Below are 20,715 nucleotides of genomic sequence, written 5' to 3'. Positions count from 1 at the left end.
GCATAACTGGTCATCCACGGATACGGCTTCATGTCCCGAAGCGCATCCCTCCGAAATGACATATTGCAGCCATGGAAAAATTCTGTATCGAAAACCTCAGTCGCTTCGCCCCAACGCAGCAAAGAACCTGCCAGACTACTAGGCGAGAGCTTGCCGAGGGATGAAGACATCTGAAATGTCAAAACGCCCAGCAGCTTTCCTGCCCGGCTCGAATGTAATCCCTTTGCAATCCCTCCAACACCCACAATCGTTTCATCCTGATCATAGGTATCGAGCAAGCGCCGGATATAGAGTTTATCGTCCAGTTCTGCATCATCGTCAAAATACAGCACAATATCATACCGCACAAGAGACAAGGCCTCATAGCGGGACAACCAAACGCCGGGACGACTTTTTTTATAATATTTCAAAACGCTTTGAGGCAATCCGGATACCATGTGACGGTACTGCTCGATCTGTTGGTCGGAAATATCGCCGTCATCAACAATCAGCAGTTCTACAGCCGTATGCTCCAATTGCTGCTGTACTGCAATAGATTGTATACAGCGTGTCAGGTCTTCGATCCGGTTGCGGGTACAAATGATGATGGAGACATCGGACATGCCATTACCTCCTGTGTGTGTATCCAGATGCTTTGGAAGAGATATTCTAAGTTTTTCCAATTGCTGGATTATATATGTTTATTGTATCTTTGACAGCGTTTTAGTGTATATACCTCTTTTGTATACTTTTTCAGTCTCCAAAAGGGTAGACAATCCTCTAAAAAGAGCAAAAAAATAGGATTGGCTTCTAGTGCCAATCCTGATTTACCCCTGGAAGTCCAGAAACAACGTCGCATTCACATACCGACGTGCCATGGACAAAAAATAACTATTTTGCACCGCTACCGCTGCCACCAGCAAAGTATTACGCACTGCTTCACACTGGTTAGGGGTCAAATGCTGTAAACGGCTGGTGTATTGATCGGCCGCCTGAACCAGCAGCTCCTCTGTCGCAGCTTCCTGGCGCTGCTGTCCTGTAACGGAATTTCCGTTGTCCTTTGCATAGCCTGCTCCAGCAACATCGAGCAGTTGGTCTCCGTTCGCATCCAGCTCCTCAAACAAAGTTGAATAGGCGGCGTACAAATCGACCGGCTGAATCAGATCGTCCGTATCATCTTCGGGTTGTTGGAACAGGATATGAAATAGCTGACGAATGGATTCAAAATCAAGACATGATTTTAAATCTTCCACAATGAGCAATATAGCTGCCTGGTTGACCGAGTACTTTTTGCCGATCTTCGGAGCGCCGAGAAATTCCTTGAAGTCGCGTTTGACCCAATTTTGCATAGATGCCAGTGAGACATGGCTGTATTCGACCAGTTGACCCAGGGAAACGATCTCCTGCAGCGAAAAGGCTGCGCTGTGCTTACCCTTGATGATTTTATCTAGCACAGGTGTCACGTCGGTGTATAAAAATGTCGGCATCGTGCTCCCGGAACGGGCGAGATGGCTATGAGTGCGCCTCCAGGCGTCCTGTAGAACGGCCAAAGGCTGCAATTCGCGGCGACCTTCCATGGCCAGCAGCAAATGGGCCATATCACGACGAGTAAGGGTAAAAGACTCCATCTGCTTTCCTCCCTTTATTACATTTCAAGTTCATTTGAACTCATCATACGCCCTCAAACTAGGCTTGTAAAGTGAAGCAATGAGCCGTGCGGGTTCTATTATGCCTTATTTTCCGTGTAAATTGGAGGTAGGTGACCTGCTATGATTCCATATGAACCTTGTATATTTCCTTTTAAGTTCTTAAAATAAGTTCAAGTGAACTTAAAATGGAGTTCCTTAAAAAATTGAACGAAAAAGGGATGAGTGAAAATTATATGGGTATAGGTGTCAGTCTATTTTTGTTTGCGGTGTTGATTTTATTTAGTGCTTTTTTCGTGGCTACCGAGTTTGCGATTATTAAAATCCGTTCCAGCCGGGTCGATCAGCTGGTCGTGGAGAACCGTAAAAACGCACTGGCGCTACAAAAAGTCGTCAATAATCTGGACGGCTACCTGTCCGCCTGTCAGCTTGGTATTACGATTACAGCGTTGGGACTCGGCTGGCTCGGTGAACCGACCGTAGTCAAATTGCTGGAGCCTCTCTTTCAACAGCTCAACATCAATGGGGATTTTTCACATATCCTGGCCTTTATTATTTCATTCGTCATTGTAACTTACCTGCACGTGGTGATCGGCGAACTGGCTCCCAAAACATTGGCGATCCGCAAAGCGGAAGCTGTCAGTCTGTTAACCTCCCCAGTCATCGTGTGGTTTAATCGGATTATGTATCCGTTTATTTGGCTCCTTAACGGCTCGGCCAATCGTCTGGTTCGTCTGTTTGGTCTTCAACCGGCTAGTGAGCATGAAGAAGCGCACTCTCAGGAAGAAATTCAGATCATTTTGTCCGAAAGCGTGGAAAGTGGTAAGATCAATAACACCGAATATGGCTACGTAAATCGTATCTTTGCTTTTGACGAGACCGTTGCCAAAGAAATTATGGTACCACGTACAGATATGGTATGCTTGTTTACGAATCGCTCGCTACAAGAAAACATGCTGACTATTCACGAAGAGCAGTATACCCGTTTTCCGGTGGCGACAGACAGCAAGGATCAGATCATTGGTATGATTAATACCAAACAGCTATTCCTTGAGTATGATCGCAATCCAGAGCTTGTTTTCGACAGTCTGATTCAACCGATCTTGACCGTTCCGGAAGTTATCCCCGTCAACACACTGCTGAAACGTATGCAGAAGGAGCAGGTTCATATCGCTCTCCTGGTCGATGAATACGGTGGAACCTCCGGCCTCATTACCATTGAGGACATTTTGGAGGAGATTGTTGGCGAAATTCGGGACGAATTTGATAAGGATGAACGGAAGGAAATCGAGAAACTGACGGAGAACAGTTATTTGATGGATGGTAAAGTGATGCTTTCCGATCTGAGTGATCTGACGGGCTTGACATTGGACGATGAAGACGTGGATACTGTCGGAGGGTGGGTGTATAGCCGGGTTCCGGAACCTAGACAGGGCAAGGAATTCATAGAAGAGAATGTGAAATTTATCATTCGTGAAATGGGTAAAAATCGTATTCGTCGGGTGGAGATTATTTTACACCACACATCCCCCGCATCTGAATTGGAAGCAGAATCGGACACTTCTTCCCGGGAGTGAACCGTGTGACCTGAGCGTTTATCTTTGCACTTGACACTTGTGTTCACTCCTACTGAAATGACATATTCCCAGGGCAAACGGCTTAGGTCGTTTGCCCTGCACGCGTGTAAGGAGGAGCTAGTAAAGTGGATATTTTATCTTCTATTATTATGGGAATTATTGAAGGACTGACAGAGTTTTTGCCGGTCTCTTCGACGGGTCACATGATCCTTACGGCTGATCTTCTAGGATTAAACACAGAGAATGATACGGTCAAAACGTTTGAGGTTATCGTACAATTAGGTGCTGTGCTGGCAGTCGTCGTATTATACTGGCGCAGATTCCTGAGCCTGTTTGATTTCAGACGCAAAATCTCGAGTCAGCCACGTCTAAACCTGTTACATATTATTTTAGCCATGATCCCTGCAGGCTTGATTGGCGTACTGTTCCGTGATGTAATCAAGCAATACCTGTTTGGTCCTGAAACGGTTCTCTACAGTTTGGTCATCGGAGGCCTGTTGATGATTGCGGCTGAGAAATTCCATCCGCCCATTAGATCACATACGTTGGATGAGATCACGTACAAACAGGCTTTTACGATCGGTGTGTTCCAAGTCCTAGCTCTGTGGCCAGGCTTCTCCCGTTCAGGCTCAACCATGTCTGGGGGCCTATTCGCACGTGTAAGCCATACGGCAGCCGCGGAATTTACATTCCTCGTATCGGTTCCGGTCATGCTGGGTGCATCGGGTATTGATATGATCAAAAGTATGGATCATCTGTCTATGAGTGATTTCCCAGTGTTCGCGGCCGGCTTTATTACTGCCTTTATCGTCGGGATGCTGGCGATCAAAACATTCCTCGGTCTGCTCAAACGCTTGAGCCTGACTACGTTCGCCATTTACCGCTTCGTGCTGGCGGCTGTGTTCTTTTTCATTATTTTATAAGCCATCGTTTGGTACCAATAAATAAAAAAAGGGATATCCATAGGGTCTGAATGATCAGCCTTGGATATCCCTTTTACTATTTTGCTGAAAGGAAAGATAGTCTGGAACTATCCCTATCATGCGTTCTGATTATTGTTTGGATTCCAGCGTAGTCAAATATTCCGAGATTTGAGCTGGCGTTTTAGCGTATTTGCTGTGCAAATGAGCAATTTTTTCTCCATTACGGAACACGAGCAGACTCGGAATGCCGCGCACTTGATTTTCTTCGGCAATCGGCTGGAATTTCTCCGCATCAAGCGCAAAGAAACGCTTATCTGCGTTTTCTTCAATAATGCCGTCCATAAATTTATCCAGTGTCTTGCAATCCGGACACCAGGTTGTATCAAATTTCACGACAGTCAGACCGTCACCATTAATTAAATCCTGATATTGCTGCTGAGATTCGATGCGTTCCATTCGTTGGTCCCTCCTAGAGTGTATTTATAACGTCTCCATATTCACATATGAATTATAAACCGAGGCTTATTCCTATATTGTAATGATTCTTTTATAAATTGCAACTGGGACGGGTACATGTTTGACACTTGTCCTATACTTGCTCGGATTAGCGATATTGCGCATCATACCGATTGGCTCGGCTGATTTGCTGTAGCGTCTGCCGCTCTTGCCTGGTTAGCGGTGCAATATCCGCAGCAGAAATATTATGCTCCAATTGTCCCAAAGAGCTTGCACCCGGGATCACAGCAGCGACAGTCGGATGAGACAGGCTATAACGGATCGCTGTCTGACCCATACTACGGTCCGCCCCTGCAAATGCCTTTAATTGCTTACGCACGTCCAGCAGCTCTGCTTCATTGTAATCCAGATATCCCTTGGCTATCTTCCCTTCCCCCTCTTCAGCCAATACACCACTGGCCACTGGCCCACGTGCAATCACGCTAATTCCCCGCTCCTGAAGCAAAGACAGTACCTCTTCCTCTGCACGCCGATCCAGTAAACTATACTGATTCATAACACTAACGATATTCGAACGTTCAACATATTCACGGATGACATGAGGGCGAATGGAGGAAATACCATAGTAACGAATAACGCCCTCCCGCTGTAGTTGCTCAAAAGCCTCTACGGTTTCGTCAATCGGATCGTCAATCGTCCCTCCGTGCAGCTGATACAGGTCGATGTAGTCCGTTCCAAGGCGGCGCAGGCTCTCTTTAACAGCAGACAGGATATATTCCTTGGACGGATCCCATCCCCAGCCCTCCTGTCCCGGTATACGCCGATTGCCGACCTTGGTCGCCAGGATGACCTCCTGCCGCCGTCCACGGATTGCTGTCCCCACAATTTCTTCATTGCGCCCGTGCTGGTACAAATCGGCTGTATCCAACAGGTTTACGCCCCTGTCTAGCGCTTCATGAATCAAGTAAACACCTTGCTGCTCCTCCGTACCGACCGACATACATCCCAAACCAATCTCACCTACCAGCAAATCTGAAGATCCCAGGCGGTTTTTTTTCATTTATGCTCCCCTCACTTCCAACAACGTATAACTTTAAATTTTTAATATTCCTTTATTATACGAAAAAAATATACAAAAAAAACAACCCCAAAGACATGGAGACTCCACGCTCTCCAATTCTTTGAGGTTGTTGTATGAAATTCGTATTCCATTCATGCTATCCGAACAGCCATTGGACGGCCTTAGGAAATTGACGCTGAAAACAATCCACACGATGCACCGCATCCTGATCCAACTCAAGAAGCACATCTTTTGCATCCAGTCCCTGTGTCCGCAGCACCTGGTGTGCCTGGAGGGTCAGTGGAACCATATCTTTTTGTACATTCGTCTTCCCTTCACCTTCACGGGTCCCGACAGATATATACAAGCGATGTGTCCCATCCATCACAGTTGCACAAGATGCAGATTGCATATAACCAATCATACCGGGATACCAATACGAGCCCGAGATCGAACCGATGCGTCCGAATACATCCTTATACTTGAATACGGCATACATGGAAATTAATCCGCCCAATGAGGCGCCAATGATCCCCGTATGCTCCGGTCCGGTTTGTACCGGATATCTCCCCTCGACATACGGCATTACTTTTGTAACCACAAACGCCAGATAGGCATCTCCACCACCGCCAAAAGCAGGTCTTCCTTCTACTAAAGCAGCTGCCTTCCAAGGCGTATAATCATCCAGTCGATTTACGGGCTGAATACCTACCAGCACCACACGGGGCAGTTCTCCCGTAGAAAAACCTCTTTCCAGCTCATCCAACCCGCTTAGAAATAAAGAGCTGCCATCCTGCACATACAGCACAGGATACAGCTCATTATGACTCACGGAGACGGGAGGTGTATAGACGTGCACAAGGTACCCATCTAATGGAATTTCATCTACATGACCTTTCATCCTACACAGTCCCCCATGATGTGAATGTATTCATTACAGTGCAGCATCCATTTCCTTGATCATTTCAGATACGGATTCCAGACCATTACCTGACAGGTACCAGTAGTTAGGATCAAGGTATACAATATGACCGTTTTTAAATGCATTGGTTTTCTTCACCAGTTCATTCTCAATGGTTTGTTTACCTGTAACCTGTTCCTTGCCTTCCTCGACCACCACAGCCCCACGGTCAACAACAAAAATATAATCCGGATTTTTTTGCTGTACATATTCAAAAGAAACCTTTTGTCCATGCGTGGATACTTTAATGCCCGGATCTACAGGGGTTACGCCAAAAGCATCATGAATGATACCGAAGCGGGATTGTGAACCATATGCGCTCAGGCTTCCTTCATTCGTCAGCACGATCAGTCCTTTAGCTTTGCTCGCTACAGCCTTGTCATGTACGGCCTTGATGGAGCTATCAATCGCAGCCAGTTCCTGCTTGGCAACATCCTCTTTGTCGAAGATTTGACCCAATGTTTCAACGTTTTTCTTAAAGGAATTGATATAATCCTTGGTGTCTACAGCCATCGAAATGGTCGGTGCAATTTTACTCAACTCTTTATATGCATCAGCTTGTCTGCCGCCGATGATGATGAGTTCAGGAGACAGATCACTGATTTTCTCGTAATCCGGTTCAAACAGCGTGCCTGCGCTTGCATATTTGGAATCTTTATATTTGCTCAAATACGTAGGAAGATCCTGCTGCGCTACTGCCGCAACGTCAACTCCCAGCTTATCCAACGTATCCAATGAACCAAAATCAAAGACAACGACATTTTTGGGATTAACTTTGACTTGGACTGGTTTTTCATCCAGTGCGTGTTTGACCGAGATGGTTTTGGATTCCGTTGTTGCAGCAGAGGAGCCGTTTTCAGTCGCTTCCTGTGTTGCCGGAGCTGCTTTGCCACAGGCTGACACAATCAGTACCAACGCAAGCATCAGCGTTAAAAACATCATATTTTTCTTCATTTAACATTCCCCCTAAGTGAAATAAACGCAAATTTTATGGTCACCGATCTGTTGAATCGGAATATCCATGTCGTACAAGTCCTTTAATACCTGACAATCAATCATCTCGTCAGCCGTTCCTTGTTTTAGCAACCTGCCATCCTTCATCCCTACAATATAGTCTGAATAGCAGGAGGCAAAATTAATGTCGTGCAGCACGACCAGAATCGTTTTGCCGAGATCATCCACCAAACCGCGCAGCGTCTTCATAATCTGAACCGAATGCTTCATATCCAGATTGTTCAGCGGCTCATCCAACAGGATGTATTCTGTGTCCTGAGCCAGAATCATGGCAATAAAAGCCCGCTGTCGCTGTCCCCCACTAAGCAAATCAATATGCTTATCTTTCATATCCTCCAGTCCCATGTAGGCCATAGACTGCTCCACCATTTTGCGATCCTCGCTGTTCAATCTGCCCTTGGAATACGGAAAACGGCCGAAGCTAACCAGCTCCTTCACGGTTAAGCGAATATTGACATCGTTCGTCTGTTTTAAAATAGATATCTTCCGGGCTAGCTCCTCACTTTTTGTCAGGCTCACGGCCTGCCCGTCGATGAGGATTTCTCCCTCATCACTGTCAGTCAGGCGACTAATCATCGACAACAAGGTGCTTTTTCCAGCGCCATTAGGTCCAATAAAGGAGGTAATGGTGCCTTTAGGTACAGTGACGGATACCTGATCCACCACATTTTTATTCCCATAGCGTTTGAATACGTTTTTGACTTCTACCATGATTTATTCTCCCGTAGCAAAAGGTACAGGAAGTACACCCCCCCGATAAAGTTAATAATGACGCTGACCGTTGTCGATAAGTCGAATACTCTTTCTGCCAGCAGTTGGCATCCTGCCAACGCAATGACACTGACACAAATAGAGGCCGGAATAATATAACGATGCTGATAGGTTTTCATCACCTGATAAGCCACATTGGCCACAATTAATCCGAGAAACGTAATCGGCCCGACAAGCGCTGTAGAAATGGAAATAAGAATCGCTACGATTACCAGCAGCCTTTTAATGATAAAACCATAAGGAAGACCCAGGTTAATCGCATGCTCTCGTCCGAGCGACAGCACGTCCAGATACTTGATGAATCTCCACGCATAAGCGAATACGAGCACAAGAATGAATACAGAAAGCCACAACAGCTCGGTATTTACGTTGCTGAAGCTAGCAAAGCTCTTGTCCTGAATTTTCGCAAATTCGTTCGGATCAATCAGTACCTCCATAAAGGTAGACAGACTGTTGAATAGTGTGCCGAACACCAGACCAATCAGCAAAAGTACATAAATCCCGCGTCCATCTTTGCGGAAAATTAATTTGTATAGCAGTCCTGCGAAAAGCATCATCAGCCCCACCGACAGCAAAAAGTTCAATTCTTTGCTGGTCGAAATGAAGGGTACGGAACCAAATGCAAAAATAATCGTCGTCTGAATCAGCATATACAGTGAATCCAGACCAATAATACCCGGAGTCAAAATCTTATTATTCGTAACCGTCTGGAAAATAACTGTTGCAAAAGCAATGGAGCCACCTGTCAGAATGAAGGCTGCGATCTTTTTCAATCGTCGTGGCAGCGCGTAATGCCAGGTATGCGGAAGATCTATAAACACGAAAGCAGCAATCAACACAAGCGCGGCAGCGGCTATTATTCCGATTTTTAATTTAGGATTCATAAGCCCTTCTCCTCAGCAGCAAATACAAAAACAACGCGCTCCCGATCACACCAACCGTAAGCCCTACAGAAATTTCATACGGATAAATGATCACCCGTCCCAAAATATCGCAAAACAGCACAAAGACGGCGCCCAAGATCGCTGTATGGGCCAGGCTTTTTTTCAGATTATCCCCCATATACATGCTGACCAGATTGGGTACAACCAGCCCCAAAAAGGGAATCGTTCCGACCGTTAAGATGACAACAGAAGAAACCAAAGCCACGATCACCAAACCGACATTGACGGTGCGCTTGTAATGTACACCCAAGTTGGCCGCAAAATCCTCACCCATGCCTGCAATTGTAAAACGATTCGCATATATGTACGCCAACGCAACCAAAGGAATACTAAGATATAGCATCTCGTAGCGACCACTCATGATTAGAGAAAAGTCTCCCTGCATCCACGAAGAAATGCCCTGGATCAGATTGTATTTGTAAGCAAAAAAGGTCGTTACCGAATTTAAAATGCCTCCAAACATCAAACCGACAAGCGGGATAAATACCGGGTCCTTGAAACGGATTTTATCCAGTATTTTCATGAAAATCAGTGTTCCCCCTAGAGCAAATCCGAAAGCCGTCAGCATCTTCGTCCAAAATCCTGCTGCTCCAAACACCATAATAGCCATCAGCACACCCAATCGTGCCGCATCCATCGTCCCTGCAGTGGTGGGAGATACAAATCGGTTCCGGGTAAGCTGCTGCATAATGAGCCCGCAGATACTCATACTCGCCCCTGCGATAATGATACTGATCAATCGTGGGAATCTGCTAATCAGGAGTACCTGCGCCTGATCGTTGGTTAAGTGAAACACATCAAGTGGAGTTACATCATGAACACCGATAAAAACCGAGGCGAAGGCCAGTACCAGAAAAGCCAGTATTAAATAACGCAATTTCATGTTCTAACCAAGGGAGCCTGTTCTCCAACAACCTGTACCAAGCTTCAGCCCTGTCCTCCCCTCCAATAATGATAATGATTATCAAAATCAACTAGCATAAATTATATCAGTCATACCGTATCTGTCAATGTGATGAGGTTTTAAAGCAGGACAAAAAAGCTGCAGAGAACTTTCTCCACACTCCACCTGGACAACCCAAGAAGCAAATAAGAGTAAAATCCGGTAAACTGGAAATAGAGAGTTTGGGAGCCCTTTTTTATGTTTATGGTGAGCAGTTCTGGAAACCGAGTTCATTAACTTTGGTTAGTAAAAAAATAGGAGGAGAATGATGAATCACATATTAATCATCGAGGACGATATCGCCTTGAGTAACGGTATTGTTCTTGCCCTTAAAGAACCTAACAACGTATTTACGCAAATGTATGACATAGCTACTGCAAAAGAACAATTGAACGTTACCGCCTTTGACCTAGTGATTCTTGATGTAAATTTGCCGGATGGAAGTGGACTCGATCTGTTAACCCATATACGAAAAAGAACAACTTTACCAGTCATCGTTCTGACTGCGAATGATATGGAAACAGATGTCGTCACTGGTTTTGAGCTGGGTGCTGACGATTATATAACTAAGCCTTTCAGTCTTATGGTACTGAGAGCAAGAGTTGGCGTTCAGCTAAAGAAATCCAGATACTCGCTTGCAGACTCCATTCAGCTAGACAATTTTTCTTTTTCATTCGAGAGAATGGAATTTATTAAGAATGGTACACCTATTGAACTAAGTAAAACGGAGCAAAAATTGTTGCGCATCCTAATCAACAATCGAGGAAATACTGTTTCGCGTGATCATTTGATAGACAGCATCTGGACTGACGGGGCTGAATATGTAGGTGAAAATGCCTTGTCAGTTACGATAAAAAGGCTACGTGACAAGCTCGAGGATCATCCTTCTTCCCCACAATATATTAAAACGGTTTACGGGCTGGGCTACACATGGGCGTTGAAATGACAACACTCCTATATATATGTATTGGAATTGCCGTCGCTGCTGTATGCACTGCTGTGTGTGCTATTATGCTGTATCGCAGGAGCATCCAAAAAACAATGAAAACCATTGAGAACATGCTGGATGCTGCGCTAAATGGCAGCTTCTCGGAGGATGTCTTTGATGAATCCGTTCTTTCTTCAATAGAAGCTAAATTTGTGAGATTTCTTTCCATTTGTTCCGTGTCCTCCAAAAATCTGCTTGCTGAAAAGAATAAAATAAATGAGCTGATTTCCGATATTTCACACCAAACGAAAACACCGTTGGCCAACATCCTGCTTTATTCCCAACTACTTAGCGAATACGAACTATCACAGGATACCTCCACTTGTGTGAAAGCTCTATCTGCACAGGCTGAAAAGCTTAACTTCCTGATCCATGCATTAGTGAAAACTTCGCGGCTTGAAACGGGGATTATCACGGTGTCGCCAAGGCGGGAATCTGTTCAAAAGCTCCTTAATGCTGCACTAGGGCAAATGATGCCAAAAGCAGATGCCAAAGGGATTTCAGTTGTTATGGAGGACACAGTTATCCATGCTTATTTTGACCTAAAGTGGACGAGTGAAGCTGTCTATAACATTATGGATAACGCCATAAAATATACAGAGACAGGCGGAAGCATGAATATAAAAGTAATGGCATACGATTTGTTTTGCCGAATTGATATTACCGATAGCGGCATAGGCATTGCAGAAGAAGAACAAGGTAAAATCTTTACCCGCTTCTATCGCTCCCCCACTGTTAACTCGCAGGAGGGTGTCGGGATTGGACTGTTTTTAGCTAGGGAAATCATCGCTGCGGAGGGGGGGTACATCAAGGTACGATCACGCTACGGCAGTGGCTCCACCTTCTCGATTTTTCTTTCTATGGATACTTAATTCTTTCAATATTGTTAGATTTCAGAAAGATTGTAGAAAGATTAGTGTGTTAATGTCTGTACTGTAGATGACTACGATCCAGACATTTTTTTGTGGAGGAGAACGTATATGGCTCTATTAAAAACTCAGGCACTAAAAAAACATTATGGTAATGGGGATACTGCTGTTCATGCCTTAGACGGCGTGAATCTGGAGGTGGAAAGCGGTGAATTTGTCGCCATTGTCGGTACGTCCGGGAGCGGCAAATCTACTCTTCTTCATATGCTGGGTGGACTTGATCGTCCGACAAGCGGAAGCGTTACGATTGACGGCAAAGATATTTTTTCATTGAAAGACGAAGAATTGACCATTTTTCGCAGACGAAAGATTGGGTTCGTTTTTCAAAATTACAACCTGGTGCCTGTCTTGAATGTCTACGAAAATATTGTACTGCCCATTGAACTGGACGGTAAAGAACCGGACGAAACTTACATAGATAAAATTGTACATACCTTGGGCCTTGACCACAAAATGAATAATCTGCCAAACAATCTTTCCGGTGGACAACAGCAACGTGTAGCCATTGCCAGAGCACTGGCAGCCAAGCCCGCAATTGTCTTAGCAGATGAACCCACCGGAAACCTGGACAGTAAAACCAGTCTGGATGTGATGGGGTTGATCAAAGTATCCAGCCAGCAGTTCCACCAAACTATAGTGATGATTACCCACAACGAGGAAATTGCGCAAATGGCAGACCGGATCATCCGAATTGAAGACGGTAAAATAGTTGGCGGTGAAGGTAAATGATCAAGGTAAAGAACAAAAAAGTAATCCGCAATCTGGCTGATAAGAGTTTCAAAGTGAACAAAACCCGTGACATTATTGCCATTGTTGCCATAGCACTAACCTCATTGCTATTTACAACACTGTTCACTATGGGGATTGGCGCTGTGGAAAACTTACAACGGGCGACCATGCGACAGGTCGGTGGAGATGGACATGCCGTACTTAAGTATATAACGGATGACGAATTTAATCATGTCAAGAATCATCCATTGATCAAGGAAATAGCTTATAACCGTATATTAAGCGATCGAGTTATGAACGATAAATTTCTAAAACGCCATACGGAGTTCTGGTATTACGACGATGTAGGGATGAAGCTTGGTTTTATTGAGCTTAAAGAGGGGCGTAAGCCTACGGTGGAAAATGAAGTAATCGCAGACTCCAAGACGTTGCAGCTATTGGGTGTTCCACTGGAGGTTGGAGCACCTTTGAGGCTAAAGCTTGACATACGAGGTAAAAAAGTACAGCGTAATTTTATCCTATCCGGCTGGTGGAAAAGCGATCCTGTGGTTAACGTAGGACAAATATTCGCTTCTAAAGCCTATGTCGATGCTCATGCTCAGGAATTACAAAGCAACTATAAAAAGGATCACTTCTATACAGGAACCATTAGTGCATATATGATGTTCGACAATAGCCTTGATTTGCGGGGAAAGCTCAGTAAAGTGATTACCGAAAGCGGGTATTCGCTTGACGAAGATGCACCGAACTATATCGCGAATAATGTAAATTGGTCATACATCTCGACCAATTTCAGTATGGATACAGAGACAATCATAGCGTTAACTTCTGCCTTGTTACTGATCATGTTTACCGGTTATTTGATCATCTATAACATTTTTCAAATATCGGTAATGCGAGATATTCGTTTTTATGGTCTTTTAAAGACGATCGGCACAAGCGGTAAACAAATTCGCAGAATTATTCGTAGACAGGCGCTGATTCTATCAGTGTTAGGAACCCCGGTAGGATTAATAGCAGGTTTTTTTATCGGTAAATCGCTCGTGCCTTTTATTATAAATATGAGTGTATATAACGGTACCGAGATATCGGTATCCCCTAACCCATGGATTTTTGTCGGATCTGCTCTGTTCGCTCTCATTACTGTAATGATTAGCACTTTCAAACCCGGCAGAGTTGCGTCATCCGTATCGCCGGTAGAAGCAGTCAGATATACAGGTGGAGTAAATAAGAGCAATGGTAAGCTGAAAAAATCAACCGGAGGTGCAAAAATCCACCTCATGGCTCGTTCCAATTTGGGACGCAATAAAAAACGCACCGTTTTAGTGGTTATGAGTCTTTCTTTAAGTTTGGTTCTTCTGAATACAGTATTCACACTATCTCAGAGCTTTGATATGGATAAATTTTTATCCAAATTTAATGATACCGATTTTCTCATTGCTCATGCTGAATATTTCCAGGTTCCCAGTAGTTTCAGCGGCCATGAAAATGAGACCACTGAAAGTTTTATTAAGGCTGTACAGGCACAACCGGGCTTTGAAGAAGGCGGCCGATTGTACGGTGATCTAACAGCTCTCACTGCTGAGAATACAAAAGGAATCATAGATGATACCCAAAACACTGACGCTCGCGGCAACTTCCTTGTAGAAGTGTATGGACTGGAAGATTTACCACTACATCGGCTGCAATTGATTGATGGTGAGCTTGATCTTAAGAAACTGGCTTCTGGTAAGTATATCCTGGAGGGAGTCGAACTGAGCGACAACGACAAGCCTTACATGGAAAGCATTCATCATAATGTGGGAGAAAACGTTACTCTGCATAGTTATGTGGGAACAGCAGATGCTCCACTGGATAGAGAGTATATAACGCATAATTTTACAGTGCTTGGCCATGTGGGTATCAAATCTACCAATTCGAATCGCCTTTATACTGGCTATAACTTCTACCTCCCTGCGGATATATACAAGTCACTTGTAAAACAGCCCGTTGTAATGAGTTATGCCTTTAATGTATCCTCATCTCAGGAAGCGTCCATGCAGAACTTTTTGAAGCGCTACACTGAAACCATCGAACCGATGATGAACTACGAATCCAAAATCACATCAAGGGACGCTTTATCAGGTATGCAAACTACTATTATAATGATCGGCGGCCTGCTTAGCTTGATTATTGGCCTAATTGGTATTTTAAATTTTATAAATGCGATTTTAACCAGCATACTGACCCGACGCAATGAATTTGCTATGCTGCAGAGCATAGGCATGACTAAAAAACAACTGCGGGGAATGCTGATTTATGAAGGGTTATATTATGTTTGGGCTACTAGCCTAACCTCTATTCTATTGGCAGTCCTATTTTCTATTTTGATTGTGAAACCTTTTTGCAACTTGCTATGGCTTTTGAGCTATCACTTTATAATCTGGCCACTTCTAGCCTTATTGCCTTTACTGTTATTGCTTGGGATACTTATTCCAGTAGCGGTCTATTCTATGAACGACAAACAAAGTATTGTGGAACGACTTCGAGAATCAGAGTAGATTTACCGAGAAAGTCCATAATACCAGTGTGAATAATAAAAAGATGACTCCTGATCAATTCGAGGCCACCGAAAAACCAGCCTTTCGTGAAAAAAACAAGAACACGAATCAAAAAGACGACGGTTTATTCTGAATTCACAGAATGAACCGTCGTCTTTTCTCTTGCTCTCCGCCTCATGTGGCCCTTGTTTACTCCATCAGTTTCAATATTCGTTTTAAATTGACAGTGAATATCGCCATAGCCCCCTGGATTTCCATACCTATCAGACCCGAGGAGGAAGCTACATCGTACCCGTGTCTGTGCTTCAGTTCACTATTCTTCTCCTCAATTTTGTATCGTTCTTTGGCCTTGGCTTTAAAGCTTTCGCTTTCTTGAAACGTAACTTCTTCAAATGCTCATGGCTTTTTATACTTTTTTGCCTTCACGCGCTCTGCGGATCGCCAGATGTCCAGCTTTACATACGTACATTCCCGCATCTTTGTTAAACTCGAACTCGTCTTGTCGTGACAATAGGTTTCGTTCAGTTCCTCATAAATAAAGCTAAAGTCCACCAATTCGTCCATTCTTCCGTAACAGATGGTCTTTGGGAATCAACAGATTGTATAGTTCAATATATGGACTTAGGACCATGCTTTGCTGTTTCGGAAGCACCGGAACCACCCGCCTTTATTTGGATATTTTAATTATACTGAAAAAGCGAGACAGTAACCTCTGTTATGTAGGAACTGTCTCGCTTTAGAGTTTAGGACTTTTTCAGTGGCCTCGGGATATCCGGGGTTGTCTTTTTTTCATCCTTAATCTTTTTCTGAATGAGCAGCTCCACTTGCTTCTTCCAGAGAATGAATGAGAAGTCTATGATCGATCGGTGACGACATGACAAGCAGGCTCGTGTAGGTTCCATACTTATCGCACTGGTTGCTAAACTCTTCGAGGGTGCGCGTCGAGCTGGTCACTACTTTTAATAAATAACTGTGTTCTCCGCTTATACGATGGCACTCGGCAACATGTGGAGATGTATGAACAAAATCAAGAAATGCATGGCAATCTCTAGTCCGAAACAATATATAGGCTGCCGTATCCTTTCCTATTTTTTCAGGAGAGATGATAGTGCGATACCCCTTGATAATCCCTTTTTCTTCCATTCTTTTAACTCGTTCTGTTACAGCAGGTTGGGATAAACCCACGCATTTCCCTAGCTCTGTCATTGAAATTCTCGCCTGACTTTGAAGATAAAAGAGGATTTGTTTGTCTACATGATCCACTTTGAATTCCCTCCTTTAAATTTAACGTTTTTATGAGAAATTCATTTAATTACTTTGTATAATCATCATAATGGATTGATTGCGTTATGTAAAATGAATGATTTAGATTATATAATAAAACTCATATCGATAAGGTGAACCAAACATGAAAAGATAGAGAGGATGGCTGCCCTTGAGCAAATACGTTTTTAATAAGGTAGGAACAGTAGCAGATTTAGAAGTACATATTGAAGAGGCTATTGATCGTACAATTGTCGAAAAAAGGCTGGTTGGTGCTGGTATACGAGTTACGCTTAATGAGGCGCAATATTATAGTTGCGCTGCCGGATGTCCAGACCGTGAACAAAAGTCTGGGGGGACCTCTCAGTGAGCCTCTCCCTCTCCCGCAAAAATATAATTGCATTGGCTGCTATATGTTTGTCCGCATTGATGTTCGGCCTCGAAATTTCCAGTGTGCCAGTGATACTGCCAACTCTGGAGAAAGTATTGCATGGCGATCTTAAGGATATGCAATGGATTATGAACGCTTATACCATTGCATGTGCCACAGTTCTGATGGCTGTTGGAACGCTGGCTGACCGGTATGGAAGGAGGCGTATTTTTATTATCAGCCTCGTCTTGTTCGGTATTACATCCTTGATTTGTGGCTTGGCGCAAAGCACATCGGTTCTGATCATCAGTCGGTTTCTTCAAGGGGTGGGTGCTGGTGCGATGCAGATTTGCCAGATAGCAATTCTTTCACATCGGTTTCAGGAAGGACAAGAACGCAGCAAAGCCTTTGGCATATGGGGGATCGTGTTCGGTATCGGCCTCGGTTTTGGACCTATCATCGGCGGCATAATCGTGGCCGTGTTGAACTGGCATTGGGTTTTCCTGGTCCACGTTCCGTTGACCATCCTCACTTTGATTCTTGTTTTTGGTGGCATAGAAGAGTCCAGAGATCCGCAGGTGAAAAAGCTGGACATTATCGGCATCATCACGCTTTCATTGACAGTTTTTGGCCTTGCATACTCTATCACGCAAGGGCCGGAACTCGGCTTTACCAGCAGAGCATCCATCAGCATCCTTGTTGCAGTAGCAATAAGTTTTATGATTTTTCTATTTGCGGAAAAGCTCAGCGCCCATCCGATGTTTGACTTTTCCGTATTCAAGATACGTAATTTCTCCGGCGCTCTCCTTGGCTCCATTGGCATGAACTTCAGTTTCTGGCCGTTCATGATCTATCTGCCGATCTATTTCCAGAGTGGCCTGGGTTACGGCATCGTAGCCGCCGGGCTGTCTCTCTTGGCTTATGCGCTGCCCACCTTGGTAATTCCACCTCTGGCAGAGCGTTTTTCGCTCCGCTACCAGCCGCGCATAGTCATTCCATCAGGTCTGTTCATCCTCGGTATGGGCTTCATTTTGATGAAATATGGCAGCGGCAGCGATCACGCCAGTTGGTTGACCATGCTCCCTGGCTCCTTGTTGGCTGGTATTGGGCTTGGCTTAACGAACACGCCTGTGACCAACACGACCACCGGCTCTGTTCCAAGTGCCCGTGCAGGCATGGCTTCCGGTATAGATATGAGTGCTAGATTGATCAGTCTAGCCATCAATATCGCTGTGATGGGATTCATCTTGCAGGCAGGTATTTTGTCTTATTTGAAGAGTGCCCTTTCCGGGACTCTCAGTGCAGTGCAATTGCGGTCTGTAGCCGAAAAAGTAGCCGCCGGAAATACTGTATCTCTCAGGCAGAGTTTGCCAGAACTCTCCTCCCTGGATGCGTCTGGAGCCGTCGTCCATGCGGCACTTATGCACGGCTTTGGCTTGATAATGCTCTACGGCGGTATTGGTGTCTGGGTTCTAGCCGCGATCAGTTTTATGATTTTTGGACCTAAGAGAGCATAAAGACAATCCCGGGGATATCGAGGTACTGAAAAAGTCCCCCATTGTTGAGAGTAAGAGAATATCCAAAGAAAAACGAGCCTCTAGAATCGCTTCTAAGGCTCGTTTCGCGTTCAGGGAGACATATTTGTACCCCTAAAATCTTTGTATTTTCGGAAATCAACAGTTTTTCAGTGGCCTTGATCAATTCAGAGGTCATCTTTTTATGCTTAGAAAGGTACTTTGTATGAACAACTACAGTTCCCACTCTTCCCGTAAAAGCCCCATTCGGATCGAATCATAATACTCTCCATTATAATATCTGCACTTTCGAAGCCTGGCTTCGAGGGTCATGCCCAGCTTCTCCCCCACCTTCATCATCCGATGGTTTCCTGACCAGGTTGTAAAGCCCACTCTCACTAGAGGTAGTGTATTAAACAAATGCGTGATCCATAGTCGGAGTGCCCTCGTACCGTAACCACCGCTCCAATACTGCGAATCAAAGATACCTATCCCCATTTCAAGCCATTGAGAAGGCTGATGCTCCCAGTAGTAGCTCACTGACCCAATGACCTTGCCTTCCACTTCAATGATCCAAAAGTCATCTTGTCCGATTCGCTTTTCCTTCTCTTTTAAATAATCATCAAAAGAAAGTGGTTTATGTTCATAATAAGGTGCATCCCATTGCTTCCATTCCGGTGCTTCTTCCTTAAAAGTTAACGTCCAAAGGGCGTGTAGGTCTTCTTCTGTAACAGGCCTAATCGTCAAATCCTTATCTGTATACATGGAGCACACTCCTTAATAAATAAAATTCATTCTATCTATATTGGGCTTTATTGTATCTGCTTTTGCATTATTTCGAATTTCTATTTTTGTCCGTCTTTGGAGCCAGTGCAAATTCAAGTTGACAAACAATCAAAAAACATATATCTTAATATCAAGATAATAAATATAAAGAAAAGTTTTTCGACTGTTTATTTTGTTTAGAAAAACCTAATCATATAAAAACCAAGGAGGATAATGACATGAAACTATTAGGATTGCATCACGTTTCGGCGATTACAGCGGCGGCGGCTAAAAATGTTGATTTTTATACTCAGGTATTGGGACTTCGGTTGATCAAGAAAACGGTGAACCAGGACGATGTTAGTGTGTATCACCTTTTTTACGGAGATGAGCGTGGAACTGCGGGTACGGAAGTCACATTCTTTGAAATTCCACATGCTGGACAAACTCGTACAGGGAATAACAGCATTTCAGCGCTCTCCTTACGGGTACCGAATGACAAGGCACTGGATTACTGGAAAAACCGCTTCGAGCAGCTGGATGTAAAGCATGGTGAAATTACGGATCAAGCAGGACGCTTGGCGCTTTCGTTTGAGGATTTTGAAGGACAACGCTTCTTCCTCGTTTCAGATGAACATGATAACGGAATGCGCGGCGGCACGCCTTGGGAGAAAAGCCCTGTCCCTGCCGAGTACGGCATTGTAGGACTTGGGCCGGTTCATCTGACCATTCCTAAAGCGGAGAATACCATTCTCATTCTTGAACAGGTTATGGGCTTCCGCAAAAAAGGCTCTTACCCTTCCCCCGTTGCCGGACAACCGGATGTGGTCATCTATGAAACGGGTGAAGGCGGTACAGGAACTGAAGTGCATCTGGAAGAGCGTAACGATCTGCCACAAGAACGACCAGGACGTGGCAGTGTGCATCACGTAGCCTTCCGTGTTGAAACTGAGGAAGAGCTCAAACAGTGGGTAGACCGTATTGGGCAGCTGCAAATTTCCAACTCAGGCTTTGTAGATCGCTTTTACTTCCGTTCCTTGTATTTCCGTGAGCCGAACGGCATTCTGTTTGAATTGGCGACCGATGGACCCGGCTTTGATACGGATGAAGAACTGGAGTTTCTGGGTGAATCGCTGGCGTTACCGCCATTTTTGGAATCACGCCGTGCCTCTATTGAAGCCAATCTCAAACCGCTTAATACCAAACATGAATAGAGTTATATTTGCTCTAAAATCACGCAAAGCCGGGACTTCTACATCATGTAGAGGTTCCCGGCTTTTTTCGTGCAACTGTTCTATTTTCATTCTAAAAAGGATCTCATCTGCAAGCTTTTCAGCTTTGAC

At 44.5% G+C, this 20,715-nt stretch carries 21 protein-coding genes and 1 pseudogene; 9 read left to right on the top strand and 13 right to left on the bottom strand.

The genetic code is table 11. From position 1 onward, the window contains the following. Both GRP75_RS09355 and GRP75_RS09350 read right to left on the bottom strand, forming a co-directional pair. A partial coding sequence (locus tag GRP75_RS09355) for a glycosyltransferase family A protein (RefSeq protein ID WP_160789155.1) occupies positions 1–602 on the bottom strand: 602 nt, incomplete at its 3' end. A gap of 204 nt (positions 603–806) precedes the next feature. After that, complete coding sequence (locus tag GRP75_RS09350; protein ID WP_068938264.1) at positions 807–1,607, bottom strand: DUF1836 domain-containing protein; 801 nt, start codon at positions 1,605–1,607, stop codon at positions 807–809. A 224-nt stretch (positions 1,608–1,831) separates the two neighbouring features. Between GRP75_RS09350 and GRP75_RS09345 the strand changes: the two genes are divergently transcribed. Together GRP75_RS09345 and bacA are read left to right on the top strand one after the other, a co-directional pair. Beyond that, positions 1,832–3,202 carry a hemolysin family protein gene (locus GRP75_RS09345; RefSeq protein ID WP_028541809.1) on the top strand — a complete coding sequence of 457 codons (1,371 nt, stop codon included), beginning with the start codon at positions 1,832–1,834 and terminating at the stop codon, positions 3,200–3,202. Between the two features lie 125 nt (positions 3,203–3,327). Beyond that, a complete protein-coding gene (bacA, locus tag GRP75_RS09340; RefSeq protein ID WP_160789154.1) occupies positions 3,328–4,125 on the top strand; it encodes an undecaprenyl-diphosphate phosphatase in 798 nt (265 codons plus the stop codon). A 129-nt stretch (positions 4,126–4,254) separates the two neighbouring features. Here the strand turns inward: bacA and GRP75_RS09335 are convergent, their stop codons facing one another. The 7 genes from GRP75_RS09335 to GRP75_RS09305 all read right to left on the bottom strand — a co-directional run bounded on the left by GRP75_RS09335 (position 4,255) and on the right by GRP75_RS09305 (position 10,214). Next, entirely contained in the window at positions 4,255–4,581 is a 327-nt protein-coding gene (locus GRP75_RS09335) for a thioredoxin family protein (protein ID WP_013312008.1), read from the bottom strand. Positions 4,582–4,729: 148 nt separating this feature from the next. Continuing rightward, positions 4,730–5,641 carry an aldo/keto reductase gene (locus tag GRP75_RS09330; RefSeq protein ID WP_160789153.1) on the bottom strand — a complete coding sequence of 304 codons (912 nt, stop codon included), beginning with the start codon at positions 5,639–5,641 and terminating at the stop codon, positions 4,730–4,732. A 157-nt stretch (positions 5,642–5,798) separates the two neighbouring features. Next, positions 5,799–6,542, bottom strand: coding sequence for an alpha/beta hydrolase (locus GRP75_RS09325; protein WP_160789152.1), 744 nt, complete (start codon positions 6,540–6,542; stop codon positions 5,799–5,801). A 33-nt stretch (positions 6,543–6,575) separates the two neighbouring features. Then, on the bottom strand, positions 6,576–7,556 hold the full coding sequence (locus tag GRP75_RS09320; protein ID WP_160789151.1) for a siderophore ABC transporter substrate-binding protein: 981 nt from the start codon (positions 7,554–7,556) through the stop codon (positions 6,576–6,578). Positions 7,557–7,568: 12 nt separating this feature from the next. Then, on the bottom strand, positions 7,569–8,327 hold the full coding sequence (locus tag GRP75_RS09315; protein WP_160789150.1) for an iron ABC transporter ATP-binding protein: 759 nt from the start codon (positions 8,325–8,327) through the stop codon (positions 7,569–7,571). Beyond that, positions 8,321–9,271: an iron chelate uptake ABC transporter family permease subunit gene (locus GRP75_RS09310; protein ID WP_160789149.1), complete on the bottom strand. Its 951-nt coding sequence runs from the start codon at positions 9,269–9,271 to the stop codon at positions 8,321–8,323. Before GRP75_RS09310 ends, GRP75_RS09315 begins: the two co-directional genes overlap by 7 nt. Further along, positions 9,261–10,214, bottom strand: a complete 954-nt coding sequence (locus GRP75_RS09305; protein WP_023990357.1) for an ABC transporter permease — start codon at positions 10,212–10,214, stop codon at positions 9,261–9,263. Before GRP75_RS09305 ends, GRP75_RS09310 begins: the two co-directional genes overlap by 11 nt. Positions 10,215–10,542: 328 nt before the next feature. Here GRP75_RS09305 and GRP75_RS09300 point away from each other — a divergent pair, with 328 nt between their 5' ends. The 4 genes from GRP75_RS09300 (at position 10,543) to GRP75_RS09285 (ending at position 15,460) form a co-directional block, all read left to right on the top strand. After that, positions 10,543–11,220 carry a response regulator transcription factor gene (locus tag GRP75_RS09300; protein ID WP_160789156.1) on the top strand — a complete coding sequence of 226 codons (678 nt, stop codon included), beginning with the start codon at positions 10,543–10,545 and terminating at the stop codon, positions 11,218–11,220. Then, the gene (locus tag GRP75_RS09295) at positions 11,217–12,134 is read left to right on the top strand and encodes a sensor histidine kinase (protein WP_160789157.1); all 918 of its coding nucleotides are present in this window, start codon (positions 11,217–11,219) and stop codon (positions 12,132–12,134) included. Before GRP75_RS09300 ends, GRP75_RS09295 begins: the two co-directional genes overlap by 4 nt. Positions 12,135–12,242: 108 nt before the next feature. Further along, positions 12,243–12,920, top strand: a complete 678-nt coding sequence (locus GRP75_RS09290; protein ID WP_160789148.1) for an ABC transporter ATP-binding protein — start codon at positions 12,243–12,245, stop codon at positions 12,918–12,920. Continuing rightward, positions 12,917–15,460: an ABC transporter permease gene (locus GRP75_RS09285; protein WP_160789147.1), complete on the top strand. Its 2,544-nt coding sequence runs from the start codon at positions 12,917–12,919 to the stop codon at positions 15,458–15,460. The genes GRP75_RS09290 and GRP75_RS09285 overlap by 4 nt, the downstream gene beginning before the upstream one ends. A 189-nt stretch (positions 15,461–15,649) precedes the next feature. Here GRP75_RS09285 and GRP75_RS09280 read toward each other — a convergent pair. Both GRP75_RS09280 and GRP75_RS09275 read right to left on the bottom strand, forming a co-directional pair. Next, positions 15,650–15,965 (bottom strand): annotated as a pseudogene (locus tag GRP75_RS09280) (transposase); the annotation flags it as partial. Between the two features lie 290 nt (positions 15,966–16,255). Continuing rightward, a complete protein-coding gene (locus GRP75_RS09275; RefSeq protein WP_023990362.1) occupies positions 16,256–16,723 on the bottom strand; it encodes an Lrp/AsnC family transcriptional regulator in 468 nt (155 codons plus the stop codon). A gap of 172 nt (positions 16,724–16,895) precedes the next feature. Here GRP75_RS09275 and GRP75_RS09270 point away from each other — a divergent pair, with 172 nt between their 5' ends. Next, positions 16,896–17,093 carry a hypothetical protein gene (locus GRP75_RS09270; protein ID WP_023990363.1) on the top strand — a complete coding sequence of 66 codons (198 nt, stop codon included), beginning with the start codon at positions 16,896–16,898 and terminating at the stop codon, positions 17,091–17,093. Continuing rightward, positions 17,090–18,610: a DHA2 family efflux MFS transporter permease subunit gene (locus GRP75_RS09265; protein WP_160789146.1), complete on the top strand. Its 1,521-nt coding sequence runs from the start codon at positions 17,090–17,092 to the stop codon at positions 18,608–18,610. The genes GRP75_RS09270 and GRP75_RS09265 overlap by 4 nt, the downstream gene beginning before the upstream one ends. Before the next feature lie 231 nt (positions 18,611–18,841). Here GRP75_RS09265 and GRP75_RS09260 read toward each other — a convergent pair whose 3' ends face one another. Further along, on the bottom strand, positions 18,842–19,372 hold the full coding sequence (locus GRP75_RS09260; RefSeq protein WP_160789145.1) for a GNAT family N-acetyltransferase: 531 nt from the start codon (positions 19,370–19,372) through the stop codon (positions 18,842–18,844). A gap of 239 nt (positions 19,373–19,611) precedes the next feature. Between GRP75_RS09260 and GRP75_RS09255 the strand changes: the two genes are divergently transcribed. Further along, positions 19,612–20,586 carry a ring-cleaving dioxygenase gene (locus tag GRP75_RS09255; RefSeq protein WP_160789144.1) on the top strand — a complete coding sequence of 325 codons (975 nt, stop codon included), beginning with the start codon at positions 19,612–19,614 and terminating at the stop codon, positions 20,584–20,586. Here the strand turns inward: GRP75_RS09255 and GRP75_RS29640 are convergent. Next, the coding region (locus GRP75_RS29640) for a hypothetical protein (RefSeq protein ID WP_237448974.1) at positions 20,530–20,715 on the bottom strand (186 nt) is incomplete at its 5' end. The two genes, GRP75_RS09255 and GRP75_RS29640, sit on opposite strands and share 57 nt — an antisense overlap.

Source organism: Paenibacillus sp. OT2-17 (assembly GCF_009827695.1).
GTDB classification, from domain to species: domain Bacteria; phylum Bacillota; class Bacilli; order Paenibacillales; family Paenibacillaceae; genus Paenibacillus; species Paenibacillus polymyxa_B.
This window is presented reverse-complemented; position numbering and strand designations above follow the sequence as displayed.